The sequence below is a fragment of the Mesorhizobium sp. M0676 genome (assembly GCF_040320535.1).
Taxonomy (GTDB): Bacteria; Pseudomonadota; Alphaproteobacteria; order Rhizobiales; family Rhizobiaceae; genus Mesorhizobium.
The window spans coordinates 111,410-132,452 of sequence record NZ_JAMYPU010000016.1 but is presented as its reverse complement, the minus strand read 5'-3'; the positions used below and the strand labels follow the sequence as shown (position 1 = coordinate 132,452).

General features: G+C 62.6%; 24 protein-coding genes and 3 tRNA genes. 14 read left to right on the top strand and 13 right to left on the bottom strand.

The window, feature by feature from the left end; translation table 11 throughout:
- Position 1: 1 nt before the first annotated feature.
- The 5 genes from NKI35_RS19235 to NKI35_RS19215 all read right to left on the bottom strand — a co-directional run bounded on the left by NKI35_RS19235 (position 2) and on the right by NKI35_RS19215 (position 4,973).
- Positions 2-667, bottom strand: coding sequence for a hypothetical protein (locus NKI35_RS19235; RefSeq protein WP_023670314.1), 666 nt, complete (start codon positions 665-667; stop codon positions 2-4).
- Between the two features lie 196 nt (positions 668-863).
- The gene (locus NKI35_RS19230) at positions 864-1,265 is read right to left on the bottom strand and encodes a GFA family protein (RefSeq protein ID WP_352741248.1); all 402 of its coding nucleotides are present in this window, start codon (positions 1,263-1,265) and stop codon (positions 864-866) included.
- A 21-nt stretch (positions 1,266-1,286) separates the two neighbouring features.
- Positions 1,287-2,345 carry a Gfo/Idh/MocA family protein gene (locus NKI35_RS19225; RefSeq protein WP_352462862.1) on the bottom strand — a complete coding sequence of 353 codons (1,059 nt, stop codon included), beginning with the start codon at positions 2,343-2,345 and terminating at the stop codon, positions 1,287-1,289.
- 98 nt (positions 2,346-2,443) lie between these two features.
- On the bottom strand, positions 2,444-3,229 hold the full coding sequence (locus NKI35_RS19220; protein ID WP_023684782.1) for a ThuA domain-containing protein: 786 nt from the start codon (positions 3,227-3,229) through the stop codon (positions 2,444-2,446).
- Positions 3,230-3,410: 181 nt separating this feature from the next.
- Positions 3,411-4,973, bottom strand: a complete 1,563-nt coding sequence (locus tag NKI35_RS19215; protein ID WP_084569989.1) for a DUF2778 domain-containing protein — start codon at positions 4,971-4,973, stop codon at positions 3,411-3,413.
- A gap of 482 nt (positions 4,974-5,455) precedes the next feature.
- On the opposite strand from NKI35_RS19215, the gene NKI35_RS19210 reads away from it, so the two are divergent.
- The 3 genes from NKI35_RS19210 (at position 5,456) to NKI35_RS19200 (ending at position 6,958) form a co-directional block, all read left to right on the top strand.
- Entirely contained in the window at positions 5,456-6,007 is a 552-nt protein-coding gene (locus NKI35_RS19210) for a cytochrome c (RefSeq protein WP_245263134.1), read from the top strand.
- 129 nt (positions 6,008-6,136) lie between these two features.
- The gene (locus NKI35_RS19205) at positions 6,137-6,559 is read left to right on the top strand and encodes a hypothetical protein (protein WP_023684778.1); all 423 of its coding nucleotides are present in this window, start codon (positions 6,137-6,139) and stop codon (positions 6,557-6,559) included.
- A gap of 237 nt (positions 6,560-6,796) precedes the next feature.
- Positions 6,797-6,958: an FCD domain-containing protein gene (locus NKI35_RS19200; RefSeq protein WP_023684777.1), complete on the top strand. Its 162-nt coding sequence runs from the start codon at positions 6,797-6,799 to the stop codon at positions 6,956-6,958.
- A gap of 322 nt (positions 6,959-7,280) precedes the next feature.
- Here the strand turns inward: NKI35_RS19200 and NKI35_RS19195 are convergent, their stop codons facing one another.
- Both NKI35_RS19195 and NKI35_RS19190 read right to left on the bottom strand, forming a co-directional pair.
- Positions 7,281-8,213 carry a dimethylarginine dimethylaminohydrolase family protein gene (locus tag NKI35_RS19195; RefSeq protein ID WP_023711883.1) on the bottom strand — a complete coding sequence of 311 codons (933 nt, stop codon included), beginning with the start codon at positions 8,211-8,213 and terminating at the stop codon, positions 7,281-7,283.
- A gap of 19 nt (positions 8,214-8,232) precedes the next feature.
- The gene (locus NKI35_RS19190) at positions 8,233-9,834 is read right to left on the bottom strand and encodes a zinc-binding metallopeptidase family protein (RefSeq protein ID WP_031204236.1); all 1,602 of its coding nucleotides are present in this window, start codon (positions 9,832-9,834) and stop codon (positions 8,233-8,235) included.
- Between the two features lie 83 nt (positions 9,835-9,917).
- On the opposite strand from NKI35_RS19190, the gene NKI35_RS19185 reads away from it, so the two are divergent.
- From NKI35_RS19185 to NKI35_RS19160, 6 genes are all read left to right on the top strand, one after another.
- A complete protein-coding gene (locus NKI35_RS19185; protein ID WP_023684774.1) occupies positions 9,918-10,814 on the top strand; it encodes a LysR substrate-binding domain-containing protein in 897 nt (298 codons plus the stop codon).
- 103 nt (positions 10,815-10,917) lie between these two features.
- On the top strand, positions 10,918-12,009 hold the full coding sequence (locus tag NKI35_RS19180; protein ID WP_023684773.1) for an ABC transporter ATP-binding protein: 1,092 nt from the start codon (positions 10,918-10,920) through the stop codon (positions 12,007-12,009).
- A gap of 83 nt (positions 12,010-12,092) precedes the next feature.
- Positions 12,093-13,208 (top strand): ABC transporter substrate-binding protein, encoded by a 1,116-nt coding sequence (locus tag NKI35_RS19175; protein WP_023684772.1) that lies wholly within the window; start codon positions 12,093-12,095, stop codon positions 13,206-13,208.
- A 21-nt stretch (positions 13,209-13,229) separates the two neighbouring features.
- Positions 13,230-14,063, top strand: a complete 834-nt coding sequence (locus tag NKI35_RS19170; RefSeq protein WP_023670301.1) for an ABC transporter permease — start codon at positions 13,230-13,232, stop codon at positions 14,061-14,063.
- Entirely contained in the window at positions 14,063-14,869 is an 807-nt protein-coding gene (locus tag NKI35_RS19165) for an ABC transporter permease (RefSeq protein ID WP_352741247.1), read from the top strand. Before NKI35_RS19170 ends, NKI35_RS19165 begins: the two co-directional genes overlap by 1 nt.
- Before the next feature lie 103 nt (positions 14,870-14,972).
- The gene (locus tag NKI35_RS19160; RefSeq protein WP_352741246.1) at positions 14,973-15,587 is read left to right on the top strand and encodes a LysE family translocator; all 615 of its coding nucleotides are present in this window, start codon (positions 14,973-14,975) and stop codon (positions 15,585-15,587) included.
- A gap of 45 nt (positions 15,588-15,632) precedes the next feature.
- Here NKI35_RS19160 and NKI35_RS19155 read toward each other — a convergent pair whose 3' ends face one another.
- Positions 15,633-16,523 carry an alpha/beta fold hydrolase gene (locus NKI35_RS19155; protein WP_502897152.1) on the bottom strand — a complete coding sequence of 297 codons (891 nt, stop codon included), beginning with the start codon at positions 16,521-16,523 and terminating at the stop codon, positions 15,633-15,635.
- On the bottom strand, positions 16,523-16,858 hold the full coding sequence (locus NKI35_RS19150; RefSeq protein ID WP_352510920.1) for an antibiotic biosynthesis monooxygenase family protein: 336 nt from the start codon (positions 16,856-16,858) through the stop codon (positions 16,523-16,525). The genes NKI35_RS19155 and NKI35_RS19150 overlap by 1 nt, the downstream gene beginning before the upstream one ends.
- A 130-nt stretch (positions 16,859-16,988) precedes the next feature.
- Between NKI35_RS19150 and NKI35_RS19145 the strand changes: the two genes are divergently transcribed.
- Positions 16,989-17,062, top strand: a tRNA-Cys gene (locus NKI35_RS19145).
- A gap of 20 nt (positions 17,063-17,082) precedes the next feature.
- Here the strand turns inward: NKI35_RS19145 and NKI35_RS19140 are convergent.
- Positions 17,083-17,159: transfer RNA gene (locus NKI35_RS19140), tRNA-Arg, on the bottom strand.
- A 60-nt stretch (positions 17,160-17,219) separates the two neighbouring features.
- Entirely contained in the window at positions 17,220-17,525 is a 306-nt protein-coding gene (locus NKI35_RS19135) for an ETC complex I subunit (protein ID WP_352741244.1), read from the bottom strand.
- Positions 17,526-17,698: 173 nt separating this feature from the next.
- Between NKI35_RS19135 and NKI35_RS19130 the strand changes: the two genes are divergently transcribed.
- The 4 genes from NKI35_RS19130 to NKI35_RS19115 all read left to right on the top strand — a co-directional run bounded on the left by NKI35_RS19130 (position 17,699) and on the right by NKI35_RS19115 (position 20,195).
- Positions 17,699-18,883: a flavin-containing monooxygenase gene (locus NKI35_RS19130; protein WP_352741243.1), complete on the top strand. Its 1,185-nt coding sequence runs from the start codon at positions 17,699-17,701 to the stop codon at positions 18,881-18,883.
- 51 nt (positions 18,884-18,934) lie between these two features.
- A tRNA-Pro gene (locus NKI35_RS19125) sits at positions 18,935-19,011 on the top strand.
- Positions 19,012-19,188: 177 nt separating this feature from the next.
- Positions 19,189-19,500 carry a hypothetical protein gene (locus tag NKI35_RS19120; RefSeq protein WP_023689055.1) on the top strand — a complete coding sequence of 104 codons (312 nt, stop codon included), beginning with the start codon at positions 19,189-19,191 and terminating at the stop codon, positions 19,498-19,500.
- A 434-nt stretch (positions 19,501-19,934) separates the two neighbouring features.
- Positions 19,935-20,195: a hypothetical protein gene (locus NKI35_RS19115; protein WP_023701878.1), complete on the top strand. Its 261-nt coding sequence runs from the start codon at positions 19,935-19,937 to the stop codon at positions 20,193-20,195.
- A gap of 8 nt (positions 20,196-20,203) precedes the next feature.
- Here the strand turns inward: NKI35_RS19115 and NKI35_RS19110 are convergent, their stop codons facing one another.
- On the bottom strand, positions 20,204-20,587 hold the full coding sequence (locus NKI35_RS19110) for a type II toxin-antitoxin system VapC family toxin (protein WP_023819147.1): 384 nt from the start codon (positions 20,585-20,587) through the stop codon (positions 20,204-20,206).
- Positions 20,584-20,841 carry a type II toxin-antitoxin system Phd/YefM family antitoxin gene (locus NKI35_RS19105; protein ID WP_023711889.1) on the bottom strand — a complete coding sequence of 86 codons (258 nt, stop codon included), beginning with the start codon at positions 20,839-20,841 and terminating at the stop codon, positions 20,584-20,586. The genes NKI35_RS19110 and NKI35_RS19105 overlap by 4 nt, the downstream gene beginning before the upstream one ends.
- Between the last annotated feature and the right edge of the window lie 202 nt (positions 20,842-21,043).

Genomic DNA, 21,043 nt, shown 5'->3' with positions numbered 1-21,043 from the left:
ATCAACTCACTTTCCAGCTACGGTCCGAGTTGCTCTTGCTCCCGACGGGATCCTGATTGAGACACTTTGCAACCTCGACAAACAGGCCAGCCAAAAGATTTCGGTCGGTCTTGACGTTGCTGAGGTCGGCAAACATCTTCTCGATCAGCATCTGAACGCCTTCATTCTTCTGCTTGATTTCCTCACGCAGCAAATGATCGTTTCGATTTATCCGGTCCGAAACATCGCGCTCGAGCGCGCTCAACTGATCCGACAACGTGCGCACCTGCTTTTCAAGAGCCTGGTTTTGCTCGCGAAGATTCCGGTCGATCTCCTTGTCGGCATCGGCTCGTGAATCTTTTTCGCTCCGCAATTGCCCTGCAAGCGAATCGATCTGCTTCTTTGCATTCGACTCGTACATTTCGAGATTGCGCTTGGCCTCGGACTCGACATCCTTGAAGCGCTGCAACACCCGTTCTTCAAGCTTGGAAAAACGGCGGTCATAGTCCTGCATCTGGTTGCCGAACAGCAGGTCACGGATCTTGTCGACACCGACGGCGTCGCCGGCGGTTCCGTTTTCGCGAGCCTGAACTCCCATGAAGTTCAGCCCGTTTCCTTCTGTGTTACCTATCAGATTTACGTCCGCCTTCTTTTCTGAAGAAGCGGAATTCGAAGATTCCTTAGCCATCCATATACCCCCATTGAACACATGCCGTCAGGTAAGCATGTCAGCAATCGGGCCGCAAGCCGGATTCGTCTTGACTTATGCCTATTCATGGGGCAGCCGAGCGCGATGGCTAACGGCCCGGCAATGGCAATCAGGGGCGATGCCCTCTCAAAGGCGCGGAGCGTGCGGACGGTTCCGGGTATCCAAAAAGCGGCCTTCAGTCGAACGTCGCCAGCGGCTCGGCATTGATCTCGACCCACTCACAGCGCCGGCTTTCGTGGTAAAAAGACTGAAATGGCGGCGGGAACGACGGGTCGGCGAAGGCGCCGACGGGAATGGCGATCACGCCGGGTTGCGTGTCGATGCGATAGTGGACGGCGGCGCCGCACTCCGGACAGAAATTGTAGATGACGCGGCCGCCCTCGTCGCCCGTGCGCGTGAACTGCTTCGCCCGCCCCTCGATCGATACATCAGCTTGCGCAAACCGGACATTGTAGCTGAAGGCGCTGCCGGTGCGGCGCTTGCAGTCGAGGCAGTGGCAGACCGAGATGCGCACCGGCTCGCCCGAACAGACGGCTGAAAGCTGGGCGCAGAGACATTGCGCGCGGCGCGAGACCATAGTTTCTTCCTCCCCTTCACATCACTGCGTATCGGCGCTGGCCCTCAGTTCCGTCCGCTTCTGTTCCGAAACCATGGCCAGATCCAGCACCTTCTGCAGTTCGGCGGCATGGTGGAATGAAGGCTCGGCCTGCACGCCGCTGCGAACCGCATCGACGAAGCGCTGGTAATTGGTCGGCACCGTGCCGGCGTCGAGCACCTGCCATTTGCCGTTCTCGATATCCTCGCCGACACACGCCTTCAGTTCCGAACCCTCGAGATTGTGCACGACTTCGATGCCGCCCTTGTCGCCATAGATGCGCAGGCGCAATTCGTTGATGTGGCCGGTCGCCCAGCGGCTGGCGTGAACGACGCCAAAGGCGCTGTTGGAGAAATCCAGCGTCATGGCGAAGCTGTCATTGGCGTCGAGGTCGTATTCGCCGATGCGGTTGCCTGGCGCCTTGTCGAAGGTGCGCAGCCGGCAAAACACGTGGTCGATGTCGAGTGCGGCGCCATAGCTGGCGAAATCGAGGATGTGGATGCCGACATCGCCGAGCACGCCGTTGGAGCCGTGGTCACGCGACAGCCGCCACAGCCATTTCGGGTCGGTGCGCCAGTCGCCCCAGAATTTCGACACCAGCCAGCTCTGCAGATAGGAGGACTCGACGTGGCGGACGGTGCCGATCTCGCCGGCCAGCACCATCTGCCGCGCCTTCTGCAAGGCAGCGACATTGCGATAGGTGAGATTGACCATGTTGACGATGCCGGCAGCCTCAGCCGCTTTGGCCATCTCGCTTGCCTTGCCGAAGTCTTCGGCCAGCGGCTTTTCGCACAGCACCGGCTTGCCGGCCGCGATTAGCGCCATGGTGGTCGGGTGGTGAATGCGGTCGGGCGTGACGTTGGCGACGGCATCGAACTCGCCCCACGCCAGCGCGTCTTCCAGCGATGTGAATCGCTTCGGTATCTTGAACCCATCGGCAAATTCGCCAACGCGCTTTTCATCGACGTCGACAGCACCGACGATCTCGACGCCGTCGATACCGCCGAAGCGGCGGGCATGCTCCTGCGCCATCCAGCCGGTACCCAGTATCAAAAGCCGCATTCTCTGCACTCCGAGCGAATTGGTTCGATTCAATGGCGCAGATACGGTCTAGGAAACCCATGCGGAAAACCGCTACGCCTTTTTTCCTGGATTTTGCTTTAGCGGAAGCCGGCCTCGCCCGAAGCGTGCAGCTTGCCGCCGCGCTCGACGATCGGCTCCAGCGCCTTCTCGACCGGCACGTTCGGCGCCTCGAGGATCGCCGACTTGGTGCCCTGCGGATTGTGCGCCCACTTCACCGCATTGCGCAGCACCTTGTGCACATTGGCGTCGTGATAGGTCGGATAGGTCTCGTGGCCCGGGCGGAAGTAGAAGACATTGCCGGCGCCGCGGCGATAGGTCAGCCCAGAACGGAACACCTCGCCGCCCTGGAACCAGGAGATGAAGACGGTCTCCAGAGGTTCGGGCACGGCGAACTGCTCGCCATACATTTCTTCATTCTCGAGCTCGAAATATTCGCCGACGCCCTCGGCGATCGGATGGCTGGGACTGGTCACCCAAAGCCGCTCGCGCTCGCCCGCCTCGCGCCATTTCAGCGTGCAGGGCGTGCCCATCAGCCGCTTGAAGATTTTCGAGAAATGGCCGGAATGGAGAACGATCAGCCCCATCCCCTCCCAAACGCGGCGGGCGACGCGCTCGACGATCTCGTCGGCCACCGCGCCATGATCCTTGTGGCCCCACCAGACCAGCACGTCGGTCTCGGCCAGACGGTCGGCCGGCAGGCCGTGCTCCGGCTGATCGAGCGTGGCGGTCGAGGCGGAGATCGCCTTGTCGGCATTCAGCGCCTTGGCGATGGTCGTGTGCATGCCCTCGGGATAGAGGGCTGCGACCACCTCATTGGTCCGCTCATGGATGTTCTCGCCCCAAACGACAGCGCGTATTGTCATGGATGTCCTCGTGGTGAAGCCGACCCGCAGGGGTCACTCATAGTCTGCCTGGGGGTGAAAAGGGAATAGGCAGTGGGGAATAGGCAATAGGGGCAGAAAAACAATCAACAGGCGATGGACGCTCCTGGGCCCTACTGCCTACTGCCTACTGCCTACTGCCTACTGCCTACTGCCTACTGCCTTACGCTCCCCGGCCTTCCTGAGCGACCCGCGTCAGCGGCTTGGTCAGGCGCGGCACGACGACGAGGCGCTTAATCTTGCCCTTCTTGTAGGCGGCAAGGAAGCGGGCGTAGTCCTTGAAGACGACGCAGCCATTGGATTCCGCACGGCCGCCGCGCAGCATGTAGGTGTGGGCGAGCAGGCCGTCGCGGCCGTATTTATTGCCGCCGCTGACCGGAGTGAGACGGAGCGCCTCGACGCCATGGAAGCGGGATTCGCGCAGTCGCAGATCATAGGTGTTGGGCGGCGTCGGGCCGACATTCTTCTTGTGCACGAAGCGCGGCTGGTCGACCATCGAACCCAGCCCCGAATGGGCCTCCAGCCGCGAGCCGTCCGGCATATAGACGGTCTTGGCCGAGATATCGTACACGGCGACGCCGCCGCCCATTCCGGGCGTGGCGAACAGATCCTTGAAGGCGCGACCGACACCGCCCGCCGGGACGTCCGGCTTGGCATAGGCCAGCATCTCGCCGGCCTGTGTCTTCGACCGTTTGCCAGGCTTGATCCGGCTTGATTGGATGCTCTGGCTGTCTGGCACGCCAGGCAGTGCGGCGACCTCCGAAGTACTGCGTGGCGAGCGCGGCGACGAATTGCCCGGCGACTGGGGTGCGGGGCTCTCGGGCGTCCTGTCGGTCTGTGGCTTGGCTGCCCTGGGCTTGCTGGCTTGCCGAGCCTCGGCAGGCTGAGCGGTTTCGGCGCGTGGACGCCAACCGGGCAACGCAATGTTGTCGGGCAGATCGTCCTGCGGCGGCAGCGAAGCGACCTGAACCTCGGCCTGCTCAGGATCCTGCCCTCCGGCGATTGCTTCAACGGCCGGCGGCGGGGCCAGCATGTCAGCGTCTTCCGGCAAGCTGTTGGCCAGCGCCAGCGCCAGGCGCGATGAGCGTTCGATCTCAGCCACTTCCGGCCCAAAGCGTTCCGAGGCCGGGCCATGCTGATCGGGCAGCCGGACTTCGGCGAAACGGGCAGCGACCGGAAGGCTGGCAAGCATGAAGGGCGCATTCGAGGCCTTGGCGAAGGCGGCAGCCAGCTTTTGCGGCGACAGCTCTGCCTTGGCCACCACGCCGTCGAAGCGCATGCCGCGCGAAGTGGCGAGAGCGACGCTGGTGTTTGGCGCAATGTTTGAGGCGACACTGCTCGGGGCCACAGCGTGCGCGGCCGGCTTCAGCCGCGCCATCTTGCCGTCATGCGCGAAGTTCGCGGCGGCATGCGCGCAGCCGGCGTCGCATTGGCTGAGCAGCGAGGCCTGTGATTTTTGCGCCGAAAGCCGAGGCGCCCACGAATTGGCGAGGCTGCGGCGCGAATCGGCAAGTGCTGCGTTCGGCAGAAGCAGACTGTGCGGAAGGCTGTTGGAGGCTGCGGTGAGCGAGGTACCGAGCGAATAGAGGCCGGCCATAGTTGCCACCGACCACAGCGCCAAGGCCGCGCCGACAACCGGCACCACCACCCAGCGCTGGCCGGATCTCTTCGAAGTCAAACCCCGTTCAGGAGTATCGCCCCGGTCTTTCAAACGCAAAAACGCCATACAACCACTCTCAATCGGCATGCAGGCTTGCGACCCTCGCATCCGTGACATCCACAGTTCGCTGGTGCCCCCTGCACCTTTCGCGTCTGTTGCCGATTGAATCAAAAGATGGACAAAGTTGGTTAACCAATCCCTCCATCAGCCACCGATTATGCGGCGCCTGATACGAAAAAAAGAGCACTCCATGGTCTGCGCCACGGTAGAATGCTCTCCCTCACCCCCGCCTTGCTGCCCGTTTTTGCGATCCAAGTCAAGGAAACGCTGCGTCAGCTTGCTGCAAGCCTGTGCTGATTGCCCGCTGATCGGCCTTCTCAATCAGTTGACCTTCCGGTGGCTGGAAGGTCTATCTGCTCAGAGACGGAGACCTCCGGCGACGGAAATTTACCGATGAGAACCGGCATCACGACCGAAGAATCCGACTGCAGGTCGAACCCCTGCTGCGGCTGGCTGAGCACGGATGAATGGGGCAAGGACATGGCGCCGTGAGATGGACTGTGAAAGCGGCGCTGCTGTGGCTGGTCTGTGCCCTTACGATGGGCGCCTCCGTCGGCAGCGGACCGATCGTCGCGGCCCGCCAGGCGTCGATGAAGGAGATGGCGGCGGCTGCGAAAACCATTGCCGGCATGTTCGACCGCAGGCAAGCCTATGACGCGGCAGCCTTCAAGGCGGCAGCGGACACGCTGCGCGCGCGCATCGGCCCTGCCCTGATTGCCGAATTTCCGAGCGGCTCGCTTGGACCGCCTTCGCAGGCCAGGCTGGAGATCGATCAGTCACGGGCGGAATTCGAGGCCCTGGCAAATCATATCGGAACGCTGGCCGACGCTCTGGCCGCCAAGGCCGAAAGCGCGCCGGCCGTCATCACCGATGACATGCGCATGGGCACCGGCCTGGCGATGGGCGGCGGCAGCCTGCTCGGCAAGCGCTCGATTCCAGAGGAAGCCGATCCGACCAAACTGCCGGCGGAGCATATCCTGCATCTCATCCTGCAGGATTGCTCGACCTGTCATTCGAAATTCCGGCAAAAGGTACAGTGAAGCGACATTATCCGGCGGAGCATTTCTTGCTGGCCTGCGCCACAGTCACTTTGCATACAAGTAAATTCGTTTGTGCTAATATATCGCCGGCCGTGCATATCCATGCATGACGAGCATCGGGAGGATGCAATGAAAACCATGAATCGCAGGTCTGCAATTGCCCTCGGTCTGACGACCGCCGCGGTAGCGCCTTTGTTCACCTTGGCGGCATCGGCAAAAATCAAGAAATACGGCCCGAAAGAGGGCAAGGAGATTGCGCCCGGTGTCAGGGTGGTGGAGGTCGGCACCGGCAATGCAGACATTCCCGCCTACAAGAGCATCGCAATTATCGACGTTGTGTTTCAGCCCGGAGCACATGCTCCTCAAACCGTGATGGACAACGACATGGTGTGCACCATTACCTCAGGTGCATTCACGATCAAGAAAGCGGACAAGGAATTCAAGCTCAAGACGGGTGATATGTACACCTGCTCCAAGGGCAAGACCGATGAAGCGACGAATACAAGCAAGGAGGTCGGCGTGCATCGCATCGCCGTATTGATACCCGCATAGCAGATGGAATTCCGGCCGGACCACGCCGTCGCGAGTCCGGCCGGCCAGACGAGGCGATCTCGTTCCGTCGTCAGCGCGGCCATCTCACGCCAGCCACTCCCTGATCGCCGAGCGGGCGGGAACGGCGCGCATGTGGTCTTCGCGCTATGGCTTTGTTTGGGCATGATCTTTTGGGGAAGCTGGCTTGGTTTTCAAGTCATCGGCTAGGTCGAATGGCTGATCAACCAGCGCATCCACGTGGCCAATACGGAGATCGAAAACCGCACGAGTTTTGCCGGCCACCGAGCGGTGTTCGAGGCGATCGAGCGCCGCGACCCGGAAGCGGCCGGCCAAGCGATGCGGGCGCATCTGGAAAACGCCCGGCGCAAGTTCAATTCAGGTTCGGGCAGATTGGACTAGCCGGCAGACGCGGCAGCGCTCTGGCGCAAAGCAAAAAGCCCGCCGTTCATAGCCGGCGGCTCCCTTCAATCATACAGCGCGATCCGGTCGCCGATAACCAGGACGACCGAATTTCGGCCTTCAGCGGCTGGTTGCGCTCAGGGGGCGGGCTTCGATGGGTTTGAAGCGACCAGCGAACCCAGTTTGCCGGCTTTGGCCAGACTCGGCTTTTCGTAGGTTTTTTTCACAGAATCCCTCCTTAATAGCATCAATTTCGTCTGCTGGGCCCGTTTTGTCAAATCTGGCAGCAGTCCGTCACAGGTCCCGGCGGCAATTCGTGCCCTTACGCCGGCTCGCGCTTGAGCGCCTGCGCCATGCAGTGAATGCCGCCGCCGGTCTTGGAAATCTCGCTCATGTCGACGGCAGCAACCTCGAAGCCGCGCGCTTTGAGTTGGCCGATCAGCGACTGGCTCGACGTCGGCGCGATCACCCTGTCCTTGCCAAGCGACATGAAGTTGCAGCCGAGCGCCATCGTGTCCTGGAACGGCACGTCGATGATCTCGTGGCCCTTGCCCTTCAGCCAGTCGACGATGCCGGGCTCGGTGCAGGCGAGACACACCGCGGTGAGTTTTTCGGCGATCGGCACCACCATCAGGTCGATATGGACGTAATATTCGTCGATGAAGGCGAGGCGCGTTTCCCAGCCTTCCTTTTCGAACCAGTCCTGCACCTGGCGGGCGCCCTCTTCCTGCGTGCGGGCGCCGCCGCAGCCGATCAGCACCACGCCCTCCTCGATGACGTTGAAGTCGCCGCCTTCGAAGGTGCCAGCCGTGACCATGTCGTAGATCGGGATGCCGAGCTTTTCATAGGTGCGGATGGCGGCATAGTTCTCGCCGCGCCGCCACCAATTGGCCATGGCGGTGATGAAGGCGCCGTAGGGCGTCATGACGCTGGAGTCTCTGGAATAGACCTGCATCGGCAGTTCCGGCGTCGGCTCGTGCCAGTGGATGTTGACGCCGAAATGCTCATAGGCGGCGACGAGGTCCTTGTGCTGCGCCTGGGCGATCTGAACGTTGCAGGGCGCTTCGCGCAAATGCTTGCGCGAGAGCGAGCTGGTCGAGAGGTGGCGCAGGAAGTTTGGCGAGCCGAGCAACACGTCTGTCAGCACGTCGGTCTCGTTGGCAAAGCCCCATGATGTCAGCGGCTTGGTGCCGCCGGCGGGATTGCGGCGCTGCAGCGAGAACGGTTCGGCGATGATGCGATCATGGACGGTCATAAGGTTCTCCTCGATTTGACTATGCAGCTTGATTGGATTGGCTGCTCGGAATCCACCAATCGCGTCCGCGCGCGGTGGTGACATATTCCGGCCAGCGGAAATTGATCGGCGGGTCATAGTCGCAAAGCGGCGCGATCCAGTTGGAGCCACCAATGCCGCCGCCGGTGCGGGTGACGAATTCGTCCATGGCTGCATCACGCGCGGACTTGTCCTCGAGCAGGCGGAGGGCTGCAAGCGCAACCGTCTTGGCGGCGCAAATGACCATCGGGTCGATGGTGGCCGAGATACCGCCCAGCGCGTTCATCGCCCAGGATGGATAGGCATGGCCATTCGCCGAGCGCAGCGCCGGGCGGGCGACATAGAAGCGTGCGGTCGGCGTGTGCCACGACATGTCGGTGTAGTCGTCGGAGGTCGAGTTGATCTGCGACGGAGGCAAATCGCGGCGCAGGATTGCCTCGGCCTCTTGCGGCGCAACCAGCCGCTCCATCTCGTCGATGAAAGGGTTGTCGGTCGCGGTGCCGCCGGCATTGACCTGGACCTCGCGACCGATCGCTTTCGCCGCCTCGTCCCAGCTTGGAGCGCCAACGGTGGACAGCGCCTCATAGGCAATCCCCGCCATGGCGTGATTGGCGAGGCCCGGCCTCGACTTCGACACCCAATGGCGCTCATAGCGACAACCGCTGATCGCCGCGGCCGCGGCCGCATTACGGTCGAGCACCGCGGTGACCTGCTCTGCCATGGCAATGGTCGGCACGCGGATCATGTACTGGATCTCGGCCAGCCCCGCCGGCAGATTGTCGGCGGTCGCCTGCCCGGCGGTGAGGATCGCCTCGCTGATCGACCAGCCGCCCTGGTGGGGTAGCATGGAATCGCGCAGCGCCTTGGAGGCCATGTACATCGTCATCAGTGCGTCGTTGGCGCCGGGCGCCCGCACCGCCGAATGCGCCTGCGGGATCGGCGCGCCATCGCTTGCGCGAACCCAGTTTTCGGGTTCGTCGCAGACAAAACGGTAGATCATCGCATAGGCGGCGCCGCAATGCGTGTCCCAGCGCGCCGTGTTGCAGAGCGGCAGCATATAGAAGGGGTGGAAGGAGATCATGCCGGCAAGGCCGTCATAGTAGCCCTTGGCCGCATGGATCGGCTTCGAGCCCCTGACCTTCTCGGCCGGCTCGCCGGTGAAGCGCAACGTCCCCTCGATGCCGTGGCGTTGCATTGCCGCCTTGGTGGCGAGAAGTCCGCCGAGGCCGGCAATGCCAAGCCCGGAATGCGGATCGGTGTGGCCGCCGGCCTCGCTGCCGAGGCGCGGCCGCGATCGCTTCACCGTTGCCGCGTCCTGGCAGTTGCCAGGCACGGCGTCGTATTCGCCGTACATGCCGATGGTCGGCCCCGGGCCATTCGTCCAGTGGGCGCAAAAGGCGGTCGGCATGCCGGCCGACCCTTCCTCGACCGAAAAGCCCTCATGCTTCAGCCGCGCGACATACCAGGCCGCCGACTGGTATTCGCGCCAGGCTGTTTCGCCGAAATCGAAAATGGTGCGCGTCCACGCCGACAGCGACGGCTGGATGCTATCGAGACAGGCAAGCGCGGTGGCTTGCGCCGAGGTCGTCACCGGTTTCTCCATGCGGCCCAAGAAAGCAGTGAAGCGGCATTGCAAAAAGTGATATGTTTTTCCGGTTCATGCAAATTCGGTTCACCTGAGGCCTCTTGCGAATACCTTCCACACAGGCGCTGCGCGCCCTCGACAGTTTTGCCCGTCACGGCAGTGTCTGGCGCGCAGCCGATGAACTGCACTTGACCCGCAGCGCCGTCAGCCATCAGTTGCGGCTGCTCGAACGCGACCTCGGCTTCGACCTGCTGGAGCGCATCGGCAAGGGCGTGGCGCTGACACCGCGCGGCCAGCGCTATGCCGCCGATGTGAGAAAGGCGCTGACGGTGCTCGGCGATGCGGTGACGCGCCAGGCCGGCACGGGCGTCGGCGGTTCGTTCGCCGTTTCCTGCACGCCGGGCTTCGCCTCTCTGTTCCTGTGCACGCACATCGGCGAGTTCCGGCAGATGTATCCGGACGTGGCGCTGTCGATCCTGACGCCGCGGCGGCTGGACGATGTCAGCAATCCGGACGCCGATGCCTTCATTGCCTTTGGCGTCGGCAACTGGCCGAACCGCTCGGTGGAGTTGCTGTGCGAAATCTCGTTCACGCCACTTTGCAGCCCGACACTGCTCAACAAGGTCGGCGGCTTTTCAAAACCGGCCGACGTGCTGCGCGCCAATCTCCTGCATCTCGGCGACACCGAGGACTGGGCGCGCTGGCTGGCGCTGTCCAAGGTGGAAAACCCCGACACCGAAGGCGGCATCTTCTTCTCGGACATGAACCTCGTTTTTTCCGCGGCGATCGCCGGCCAGGGCATCGCCATGGGCGACGAGCTGACCAGCCGCCGGGCGCTGAGCGAAGGCCGTCTGGTGCGCCCCTTCGACATCGCGATCCCCTCGCCGCGCTCGTATTTCCTGGTGTCGGAACATGCCAAGGCCAGCCACCCGGTGCTGGAAGCATTCAATGGGTGGTTGAGGTCGAAGCTGTCGGAGAACCGGATCAGCCCGTACTAGCCTCCCATCCGTGAATCAAATTTGCCGATCAGGCGAAAACTATTCGGTTGCGGTGAGCCGGCGCACTGCCCTACGCTCAAGCCACGATCAAGGAAGAGGCAGGATGCAGCAACCCGGCCGGGCCGCAGAGATCAAGGCAATCGGGATCGGCAAGAGCTTCGGCTCGTTCCAGGCGCTGGACGATCTGACGCTCAATATCGGCCGCGGCGAGTTTTTGACGCTGCTCGGCCCCTCGGGTTCCGGCAAGACCACCTTCCTGATGATTCTGGCCGGCTTCGTGCAGCCCACCGTCGGCAGGCTTTTCAGCGACGGCGTCGATATCACCGAACGGCCGGCCGAGCAGCGTGCCGCCGGCATGGTGTTCCAAGGTTATGCGCTGTTTCCGCATATGTCGGTCGAAGCCAACATCGCTTTCCCGCTCAAGGTACGCAAGAAATCGGCTGCCGAGATCAAGCGCCGCGTTGCCGAGATGATCGAGCGCGTCGGCCTCAAGGGCCATGAGACGAAACTGCCGGCGCAGCTTTCCGGCGGCCAGCAGCAGCGCGTGGCGTTGGCCCGCGCTTTGGTGTTCGAACCCGGCGTGCTGCTCCTCGACGAGCCGTTCTCAGCGCTCGACAAGAGCCTGCGCGGCCAGATGCAGGCCGAGATGAAGCGGCTGCATCAGGAGACCGGCACCACCTTCGTCTTCGTTACCCACGACCAGAGCGAGGCGCTGGCGCTGTCGTCGCGCGTCGCCATCTTCAACCATGGCAAATTGCTGCAGGTCGGTGCACCGGACGAGGTGTATGACCGGCCGGCCAATCGTTTCGTCGCTGAGTTCCTGGGCGAGATCAACATGCTGCCGCTCAAGGGCGTGAAGCGCGCCGACAATGGCGCGACCGCGCTCTGCGAAGACCGCGCGATCACGCTGCGCGGCAATGCCGAGGCGGTGAACGGCAACGCCATATTGGCGATCCGGCCCGAACATATGTCGATCGCGCGCGAAGCCGCCACCGGCGAGAATGGCATCGCCGCCACCGCCATCGGCTCGACTTATCTGGGTGCGGCGACCAAGCTCGATCTGACGACGCGCCAGGGCGCCAAGGTGACCGTCTCGGTGCCGAACGAGGTCGCGGCGGCGGCGCTGAGCAAAGGCAATTCCGTCTGGCTGACCTGGCCGGCGGAAAAGGGTTTCCTCCTTCCGGACGGAGGATGACGACGAGAACGGCGAAGTCTTCCAGCAAAGAATCTGGAGCGCGCCATAACCACCGGAACCAACAACGAAAAAGGGGAACTAAAATGACAGACCAAAGCAAAAAACAAGCCATGGACGCGCTATCCGCCCGGGCTGTGCGCGGCGAGATTTCGCGCCGGCAATTCACCCAGCTTGCAGCCTTCGTGCTGGCCGGCACGCCGATGCTGCTGCGCTCGACCGGCGCGTTTGCGCAGGCCAAGGAACTGGTGCTGGTCAACTGGGGTGGCGATGCCCTCACCGCTTATGACGCCGCCTATGGCCAGGCCTTCACCAAGGACACCGGCATCGCCGTCAAGATGGACGGTTCGGGCCCGACCGAAGGCGCGATTGCCGCACAGTTCAAGAGCGGCGCGCCGACCTGGGATCTCGTCGATGTCGACCCGTTCTCGGCCATCACTCTCGGTGCCCAGGGTGCGCTCGAGCCGATCGACTACGCCGTCGTCGACAAGAAGAAGATGCGAGAAGGCTTCGGCTGGGAATACGCGGCCTCGACCTATTTCTTCTCCTACGTCATCGCCTATGACTCGGAGAAATACGGCAAGGACGCGCCGACCGGCATGGCCGACTTCTTCGACGTGAAGAAGTTTCCGGGCAAGCGCTCGCTCTACAAATGGGGCGTGTCGAGCTGGGAAGCAGCGCTGCTTGCAGACGGCATCGCGCCGGCCTCGCTCTACCCGCTCGACCTGAAGCGAGCGCATGACAAGATCGCCGCTTTCAAGGAAAACGTCGTGGCTTACTGGGGCGGCGGCGCCGAGAGCCAGAGCGTGCTGCTCAACGGCGAAGCCTCGATGGCGATCGTGTGGTCGACCCGCGCCTCGCTGATCGAGCAGGACTCGGGCGGCAAGATCAAGTTCATCTGGGATCAGGGCCTGATTTCGCCCGGCGCGCTGGCCGTGCTCAAGGGCAACCCCGGCGGCAAGGACGCAGCGATGAAGTTCATCGCCAGCGCCCAGGATCCGCAAAAGCAACTGGTGATGTTCGACAAGCTCGGACAGGGTCCGGCCAATCCGGCCGCCGATGCGCTGATCCCCGCCGACAAGAAGCGCATCAACCCGGTCGATCCCGAAAACATGAAGAAGCAGATCGCGCTCGACATGGACTGGTACGCCAAGAATTACGGGGCAGCACTCGACGAATACACCAAGATCATCTCGGCCTGACCAGGCCGGGCACGAGCTTCGATGAGAGGCACCCTCTCCGACAGGATGGGCGCGGCGGTGCTGATGGCGCCGCTGCTCCTGTTCCTTGTGCTGGCCTACGCCTGGCCGTTCCTCGGCGTCGTCAAGTGGAGCGTCACCTTGCCGACACCGGGGCTCGGCCAGTATGGCGCGCTCGCCACCGATGCCCTGGTGCAGTCTGTGTTCATCCGCACGCTGCGCATCGCGCTGATCGTCACCGTGGTTTCCGTGGCGGCGGCATACGCCATCACCATGGTGTGGGTGCGCGGCAGCCCGGCACAGCGCATAATCGCTGAATTCTGCATTCTCGTCCCCTTCTGGATCTCGGTGCTGACCCGCGCCTTCGGCTGGGTGGCGCTTTTGTCCAACCGCGGCCTGATCAACACCTGGCTACAATCGATCGGCTTCATCTCCGAGCCGCTGGCGCTGGTGCGCAACGAGTTCGGCGTCATCGTCGGCATGACGCATTTCCTCATTCCCTTCGCGGTGTTCCCGCTGGCCTCCGCCATGCGCAGCCTCGACGAGCGCGTGCTGCTCGCGGCGCGCGGGCTCGGCTCCAGCCGCATGCGCACCTTCTGGACCGTGTTCGTGCCGATGACGCGCTCCGGCATCATCGGTTCGGCGATGATCGTGTTCGTCTTCTCGCTCGGCTTCTTCGTCACGCCGGCGATCCTCGGCGGCGGCCGCAGCGTGATGATCGCCGAGCTGATCTATCTCCGCATCTTCCAGAGTCCCGACTGGGGACTGGGCGCGGCGATCAGCGTCGTGCTGGTGCTGTTCGTCGGCGCGCTCATGGCGCTGCTGTTCCGCTATGTCAGACCGAAGCAGCTGATCTGATGCCGACCTATCGCCCCGGTCCCGTCTCGCTGATCCTCGCCGTGCTGGTGGCGCTGTTCCTGCTGCTGCCGCTGCTGGCGGTCATCCCGGTGTCGCTGACGCCAAGCCGCATGCTGGCTATGCCGACGGGCGAACTGTCGCTGCGCCACTACCGCGCGCTGATCGAGGATCCGCGCTGGCTCGACGCCGTCCTGCTGTCGATCCGCATCGGCATCGTCAGCAGCGTCATCTCCACCGTGCTGGCGCTGTGCTTCAGCCTTGGCGTCTGGATGTTCCAGCCGCGCTTCACCGCCACCCTTGTCGGCTTCGTGCTGTTGCCGATGGTGGTGCCGCCGGTGGTCTCGGCGATCACGCTCTACTTCCTGCTGACGTCGATCTCGGGCATGAGCTCGTTCTTCGGCTACGACACCTGGCTCGGCGTCGCCATGGCGCATTCGGTGATGACGGTGCCTTTCGCCACGGTGCTGATCCTGGTCTCGCTCAGCCAGCTCGACCGCCGCATCGACCTTGCTGCGCGCGGCCTTGGCGCCGGTGTGTGGGAGCGCGCCACGCGCATCATCATGCCCAACATCAAGTTCGGCATCGTCACCGCCGCGCTGCTGTCCTTCGTGCTGTCCTGGGAAGAGATCGGCGTCACGCTGTTCATCACCTCGGTCAACGCCATCACGCTGCCGCGGCTCATGTGGATGGGCCTGCGCGACAACATCGACCCGGCGATCGCCGCGCTCTCGGTGATCCTGATCATCATCACTGTGCTGGTGCTGGCGGTGCGGACGGTGGTGGTGAAGATGCGCGGCGGGCACTGAGCCAAGGTGGCCAACAACGGCGATAGCCAAGCCGCTGTGTGAAGGGCGTTACGGACGGTGAGCGCCGGGTACATTACGCGGCGTCATGGGAAACCTGCCGCTGGTGACATTTGCCTTCGTGTCGGTGCTCGGAATGGCGGTTCCGGGACCGGACGTCGTGCTCGCCATCACCAACGGCTCCCGCTACGGTTTTCGACGCGCGTTTCTCGGCATGGCCGGCGTCGTACTGTCGGATTTCATTCTTATCAGCATCGTCGCGCTGGGCTTCGGCGCTCTTCTGCTGGCTTCGGAATTCTATCTCTCGGCTCTCAGGATGTTCGGCGCGGGCTATCTGCTTTTCGTCGCCATCGGTACCCTGCGCACCGCATCCCGACCTTCGTTCAACCCTAACCTTCCCGAAACACGCCATTCAGCCAAGGCACTCATTGGGCGCTGCTTCCTGGTGGCGGTCACAAATCCGGCGGCCTGGCTGCTTTTCCCCGCGATCCTGCCGCATTTTGTCCGCGTGGATGAGCCGATCTCGATCCAGTATGGCATCCTGGCCATTATCGCCGCGCTTGCCGATGTGTTTGTGCTGACGTTTTACGCAGCCCTTGGCGCGCGGGCCGCAAGGCTTCTGGCTGGGCCAAACGCCGTGTGGATCGACCGGTTTTACGGTATCGCCCTGCTTGGTCTTTCAAGCACTTTGATCCTGCAATCCCTCGGGCATCTGAGATAGTCGGCACAGGAAAACACAGGGCCGGATTTAGCAATCGGTCCGCCGTCAGCTTGCGAAGAATCTCGACAGCCTTGCAGCCGTAGCTTCGGGGTGCTCTTCCGGGAAGAAATGCCCACCCTTGACCGAGCCGCCTCCGACGTTATCAGCCCATTGCCGCCAGATCGCCAACGGGCCGCCCTCCTCCGCATACCAGTTTTCCAACCCACCCTCGCCGCTCCAGAGCGCAAGCAGCGGGCATCTGATGCGACGGCCGTCAGCCTGGTCCTGCGCGTCGTGCTCGCGGTCGATGCCTGCGGCGGCGCGATATTCTTGGCAAATGGCGTGGACATGGGCGGGATCACGCAGCGCCTCGATATAGGCGGCCCTGACCTCAGCGGGAAAAGCATCTGGAGCCGAGCCCCAGCCGGTGATCGCATTGTCGATGACTACATCCGGTGCGGCAGCCAGAAGGCGTTCCGGCAGCGGATCGGGCTGGGCAAGCAGGCTCCACGGCCAGAAGGCCAGCGCCAGCCTGGCATCAGCACGATCCCAGGCGGAGGCCGTGGGGATGACGTCGAGAACGGCGACCTTCGACACGGTTTCGGGATGGTCGAGCGCCAGCCGGTAGGCGACGCGGCCGCCACGGTCGTGGCCGGCAACCGTGAAGCGGCCGAAGCCGAGAACGTCCATAACCTGCACCATGTCGCGCGCCATGGCCCGTTTGGAATAGGCGGCATGATCGGCTCCGGAAGCCGGACAGCCGCTTTGTCCGTAGCCTCTCAGATCGGCGGCAACCACATTGAAGTGCGGCGCCAATGCCACGGCGATGTCCCGCCACATAACATGCGTTTCGGGAAAGCCATGCAGGAGCAGCAGCGGCGGCCCTGAGCCACCGGCCCTGACGAAGATCGATGTCTCCTCCATTTGAACGGTCCTGGCGTCAAAGCCCGCAAACATCAGCTGCCGCCAACCATTCCGTGGCTGGAACGGATTCGCAGCACCTGGACACCCTTCGGCAATTCGATCAGGAACTCCTTGTCGCGGTCGAGATGGTGGATGCTTTGCGGATCGCCGCCGGTAAAGGCGGCCATCGCCTCGACGTTCTCCCAATAGGAGATGGTGATGAATTCCGAATGCGTCGGCGTGTCCTCGCGAAAAGTCTGCACGCCCAGCGCTTTCTCGATTAGCGGCTTGATACCGGCCTCGTAATTGTAGCGCTCATAGGCGTCGGCCTTGTCGGGCAAGGTCCTGCCGCGCCAGATGCGCGCAATCGTCGGGGTTTTCGGTGCCATCTGCCATAAACACCTGAGCGCCGGCCGTGTTCCGAACATCTCGACTCGTGGCAGCCGGATCGCCGCCCGAACCTGCGAGCAGGGGCCGGCCAAGTTGACTAGCTGTCGCGGTCAATGCACAAGGAGCCATGGTCTGAGGGCGGGACGGTGACGCATCGGTCTGCAAAACCGACGTAGTGGGTTCAATTCCCACTCAGGCCTCCACACTATCTCTTTGAAGTTGTTGGCGATCCCGACAGGATTCGAACCTGTGACCATCGGCTTAGAAGGCCGGTGCTCTATCCAGCTGAGCTACGGGACCGCTGGCCGGCATTTGATATCTTGGCCGGCTGGTGTCTATGTGCCAGGCGCTGACCGCCGGTCAATGCGTCCAGGGTATCCTGCGGTCATAGCGGAAATTTTCCGCATAGGAAATCTGCCGGCGCTTGGTCTCTTTCGGCTCCTCGACACGGAAGGCCAGGCCCTGCTTTTCGGCATAGGCCACCGCCTCGTCCCTGGTGTCGAAGGTCAGCCTGATCTGGCTCAGCATGTCGCCCGATGTGGTGTAGCCCATCAGCGGGTCGATCTTCTTGCGTTGGGCGGGATCGAATTCCAGCACCCAATGGCCGGTCTTGGCCTTGCCGGACTGCATCGCGGTTTTGGCTGGGCTGAAGATTCGCGCGGACATGGGCACCTCGTAGCTGCGTTGGCGGTAGCGCCGCCTTATTTCAGTCAATACTGTGCAACACTGCCGACGGCAAGGCCGAAGCGGCCTGCAACCAGGCCGCTTCGGCAGCGGCATCGGCCCGATACACTGGCGTAGCATCAAAAGTCATGGTCATGATGGTGACACAAAGAGGCATGGACGCAGGGATTTTGCACGCCGAGGCCGACAGCCAAGCGATTTTCGACGGCGCGATCGTGATCGGCGCCGGGGCAGCCGGCTTGACCGCAGCCCATACGCTGCTCAAGACCGGCGTGCCTGTGATGGTGTTGGAAAAGGAAGCCCGGCTGGCCGAGCCATGGCACGGGCGGCACGAGCGACTGCATCTCAACACGCATCGCGACCTTTCGGCGCTGCCGGGCGTTTCCTTTCCTGCCGGCACCCCTGCCTTTCCGCACCGAAACACCATCATCGGCCATTTGAACGAATTCCACGCCATGCACCGGCTGCCGGTCGAGTTCGGCATTGCGGTCGAGGAGATAGGCTTCGAGGGCGACCACTGGCTTGTGCGGACCAGTGCCGGGCCGCGGCTGGCGCGCCATGTCGTCATCGCCACCGGGCGCGACCGGCAGCCCTTCATCCCGGCCTGGAAAGGCATGAAGGCCTTTGCCGGACGCATCATCCATTCGGCCGCATTCGGCGACGCCAAGGCCTATGCGGGCAAGAAAGTGCTGGTCGTCGGCGCCGGCAATTCCGGCTTCGACGTGCTCAATCACCTGGCGGCAGCCGGCACGGGACAGATCTGGCTGTCGGCGCGCAACGGTCCGGCACTGCTGCCCAAGCGCCTCGGCCAGATCGCCGTCCACCGGTTTTCGCCGATCCTGGCGCGGCTGCCGTTCAAGCTCGCCGATGCGGTGATGGCGGCGACGCAGCGATGGGCCTTCGGCGACCTCACGGCCTACGGCCTGCCGCCGACGCCTTCGGGCGGCGCAAGCCGGCTGGCGTCGGATTATACCGCCATCGCCACCGATGACGGCGCCGTCGATGCCATCAAGGACCGCAGGATCATCGTGCTGCCAACCGTGCGGGAATTTACCGGCGACACGGTCGTTTTCGACGATGGCGCGACGATCCAGCCCGATATCGTCATCGCCGCGACCGGCTACCGCACCGGGCTCGAGGCCATGCTGGGCAAGCTCGGCGTGCTCGACCAAAAGGGCGTGCCGCTGTTCAACGGCGCCGACAGCGACCCGAAACTGCCGGGCCTGTGGTTCACCGGCATGCGGCCAAGCATCCGCGGCTGCTTCGCCAATGCTCGCATCCAGGCCAAGGCGATCGCAGCCAGGATTGCGCGGGAGCGCAGACCGCCAAGCCCCGTTTGATGTTTTAGGGGTTGCGCGACAGGGTCCGGAACCGTATACGCCGCAGGGCCTCGGAGTGTAGCGCAGCCTGGTAGCGCATCTGGTTTGGGACCAGAGGGTCGGGAGTTCGAATCTCTCCACTCCGACCATTTTTTCCCACAAAGCCAGTCCTTGCCCAAGGTCACTCCCAAGGTCGCCAATGGCTGCCTCGCCGGTAGCGCATGGCGGCACGCATTGCCCAAGCAGCAGCCGCTCGCCGATCGGACCCTACATTGGAACACCAGTTCGCTCCGAGAGTTGTGTATGTTCAACCCAAGGAGCAAACAATGAAAACCCTTCTCATCGCCTCGATGATCGCGTTCGCCGGAACGGCGGCTTTGATCGCACCGGCGCAAGCCGCCAGTCTGACTATCCAGTCCGATGACGACGATCAATATTCGTCCGACGATGGCGATATACAGATTCTTCGCCATCACCAGCGCCACAAAGACTATAGCGACGACTATGGCGACGACTACAGCGACAACCAGGATGGCCAATGGCGGCGCCACCATCGCCATCACCGCTGCCATATCGAACTGGTCAGGCACTGGCGCCATCACCACAGGGTCGTCGAAGAGGTCAGGGTCTGCGGCTGATCCGATCGCTTTAGACCTGCTACGGCCGAGTTTGGCGACCGGAGCACCAATCTGACCTAAAGCGCGTCTCATTTGAACGGACTCACGCGACGCGCTTGAGGTCTTGTTTGATGCATGTTTGATGCATGTTTGATGCATGTTTGATGCATGTTTGATGCATGTTTGATGCATGCGGTTCTCTCAAAACCGGGGCCACTTGAGCGACATGCATCAGGCGCCCGTGTCATCGAACAGCATCCCTTCGGCGGGTTTGGCTAAAAATCGACGCAGGGATAATCCCCTCGCTTCCACTTCTATCGCCGGTCTAAAAGCGCGTCGCGCTGAAACGTATCCAGGCGACGCGCTTTGATTTTTGTTTTGATGCATGTCGTTCTCTCAAACCGGGACCACTTTTGAGCGACATGCATTAGACTCCGGGCAAGGGGAGATTCTGGATGCTTGGTCTCGAGGCATGGCTTTCGCTGATTGGCCCTGCCTACTTCGCTTACATCGGCATCACGGTTCCGTTCGTCGTCGTCTGGGCCATTATCTGTGCGGCCCTGTGGATCTGGAACAACCGGCCGAGCAAGAGGCAAGGCCCTCCCCGCTCGTGGCCCGCCAGCGTGCTGTTCTTTGTCGTCGTTGCCGCGTGCTACGTGGCAGCGCATACGGTGGTCTATCTGCTGGTCCGGTATCTGGCGGCGTTGTGGGCATAAACGTAGCTCTATAGAGCGCTCTCGATATCGGTCTTCGAAAAATCGTCGCCAACATAGAGTAAGCGGCAGGCTCGATCCTTTGCCACTTCATAGGCAAAGCAATCGCCGAAATTGAGCCCGGCCGGATGAATACCCTTGCCCCATCGCCCATACGCCTCGGCTATGCGTCGGCCAGAGGCTGGTGTCACCGCCGTGACCTCGAAGCCGAGCCCGTCGATCAGGCCGGCCATTTCCTCACCGACATTGCGCCTATCCGCCACGATCAGCGCCTCGGCCACTGTGCCAGCCGAGATCAAAATATCGTCTTCGGCTTCCAGCGCCGCAATGCAGGCACTGGATTGAGGTTCGGCAAGAACGATCGCCATCAGGGCCGAGGTATCGACCACGATCATTCGGGCAGGCCATCAGCGCCATAGAGGAAATCCTGGCTCCGCGCGGCATCCGACCCGGCCTTTGCCTTGGCAGCGCCGGATGCTCGCATTGCCTCCAGCAATGCCCGGCGGCCTTTCCTGTCAGGGGCAGCCTTCACGGGAACAAGGCGCACGGCTGCATGACCATGGCGGGTCAGGATAATTTCATCCCCAGCCTCGGCACGACGCACCAGTTCGGTGAGCTGCCCCTTGGCGTCTGTAACGGATACCTGCATTGACCGCTCCTTTATGGACCATGCTCTGGTCCATATCCAAAAAGTAGACCATCTAATGGTCCATTTCAATGCAGGACGATGAGATCTTGCGGCTTGGTGAAGTCTGAATGACAGCTGGCGCGCAATCGTAGGCCTTGCGGCGATTCTATCTGAAGGTAAGCTCGCCGGGCGAGAACCCCAATCATCACTCCCGGCGAGCCTA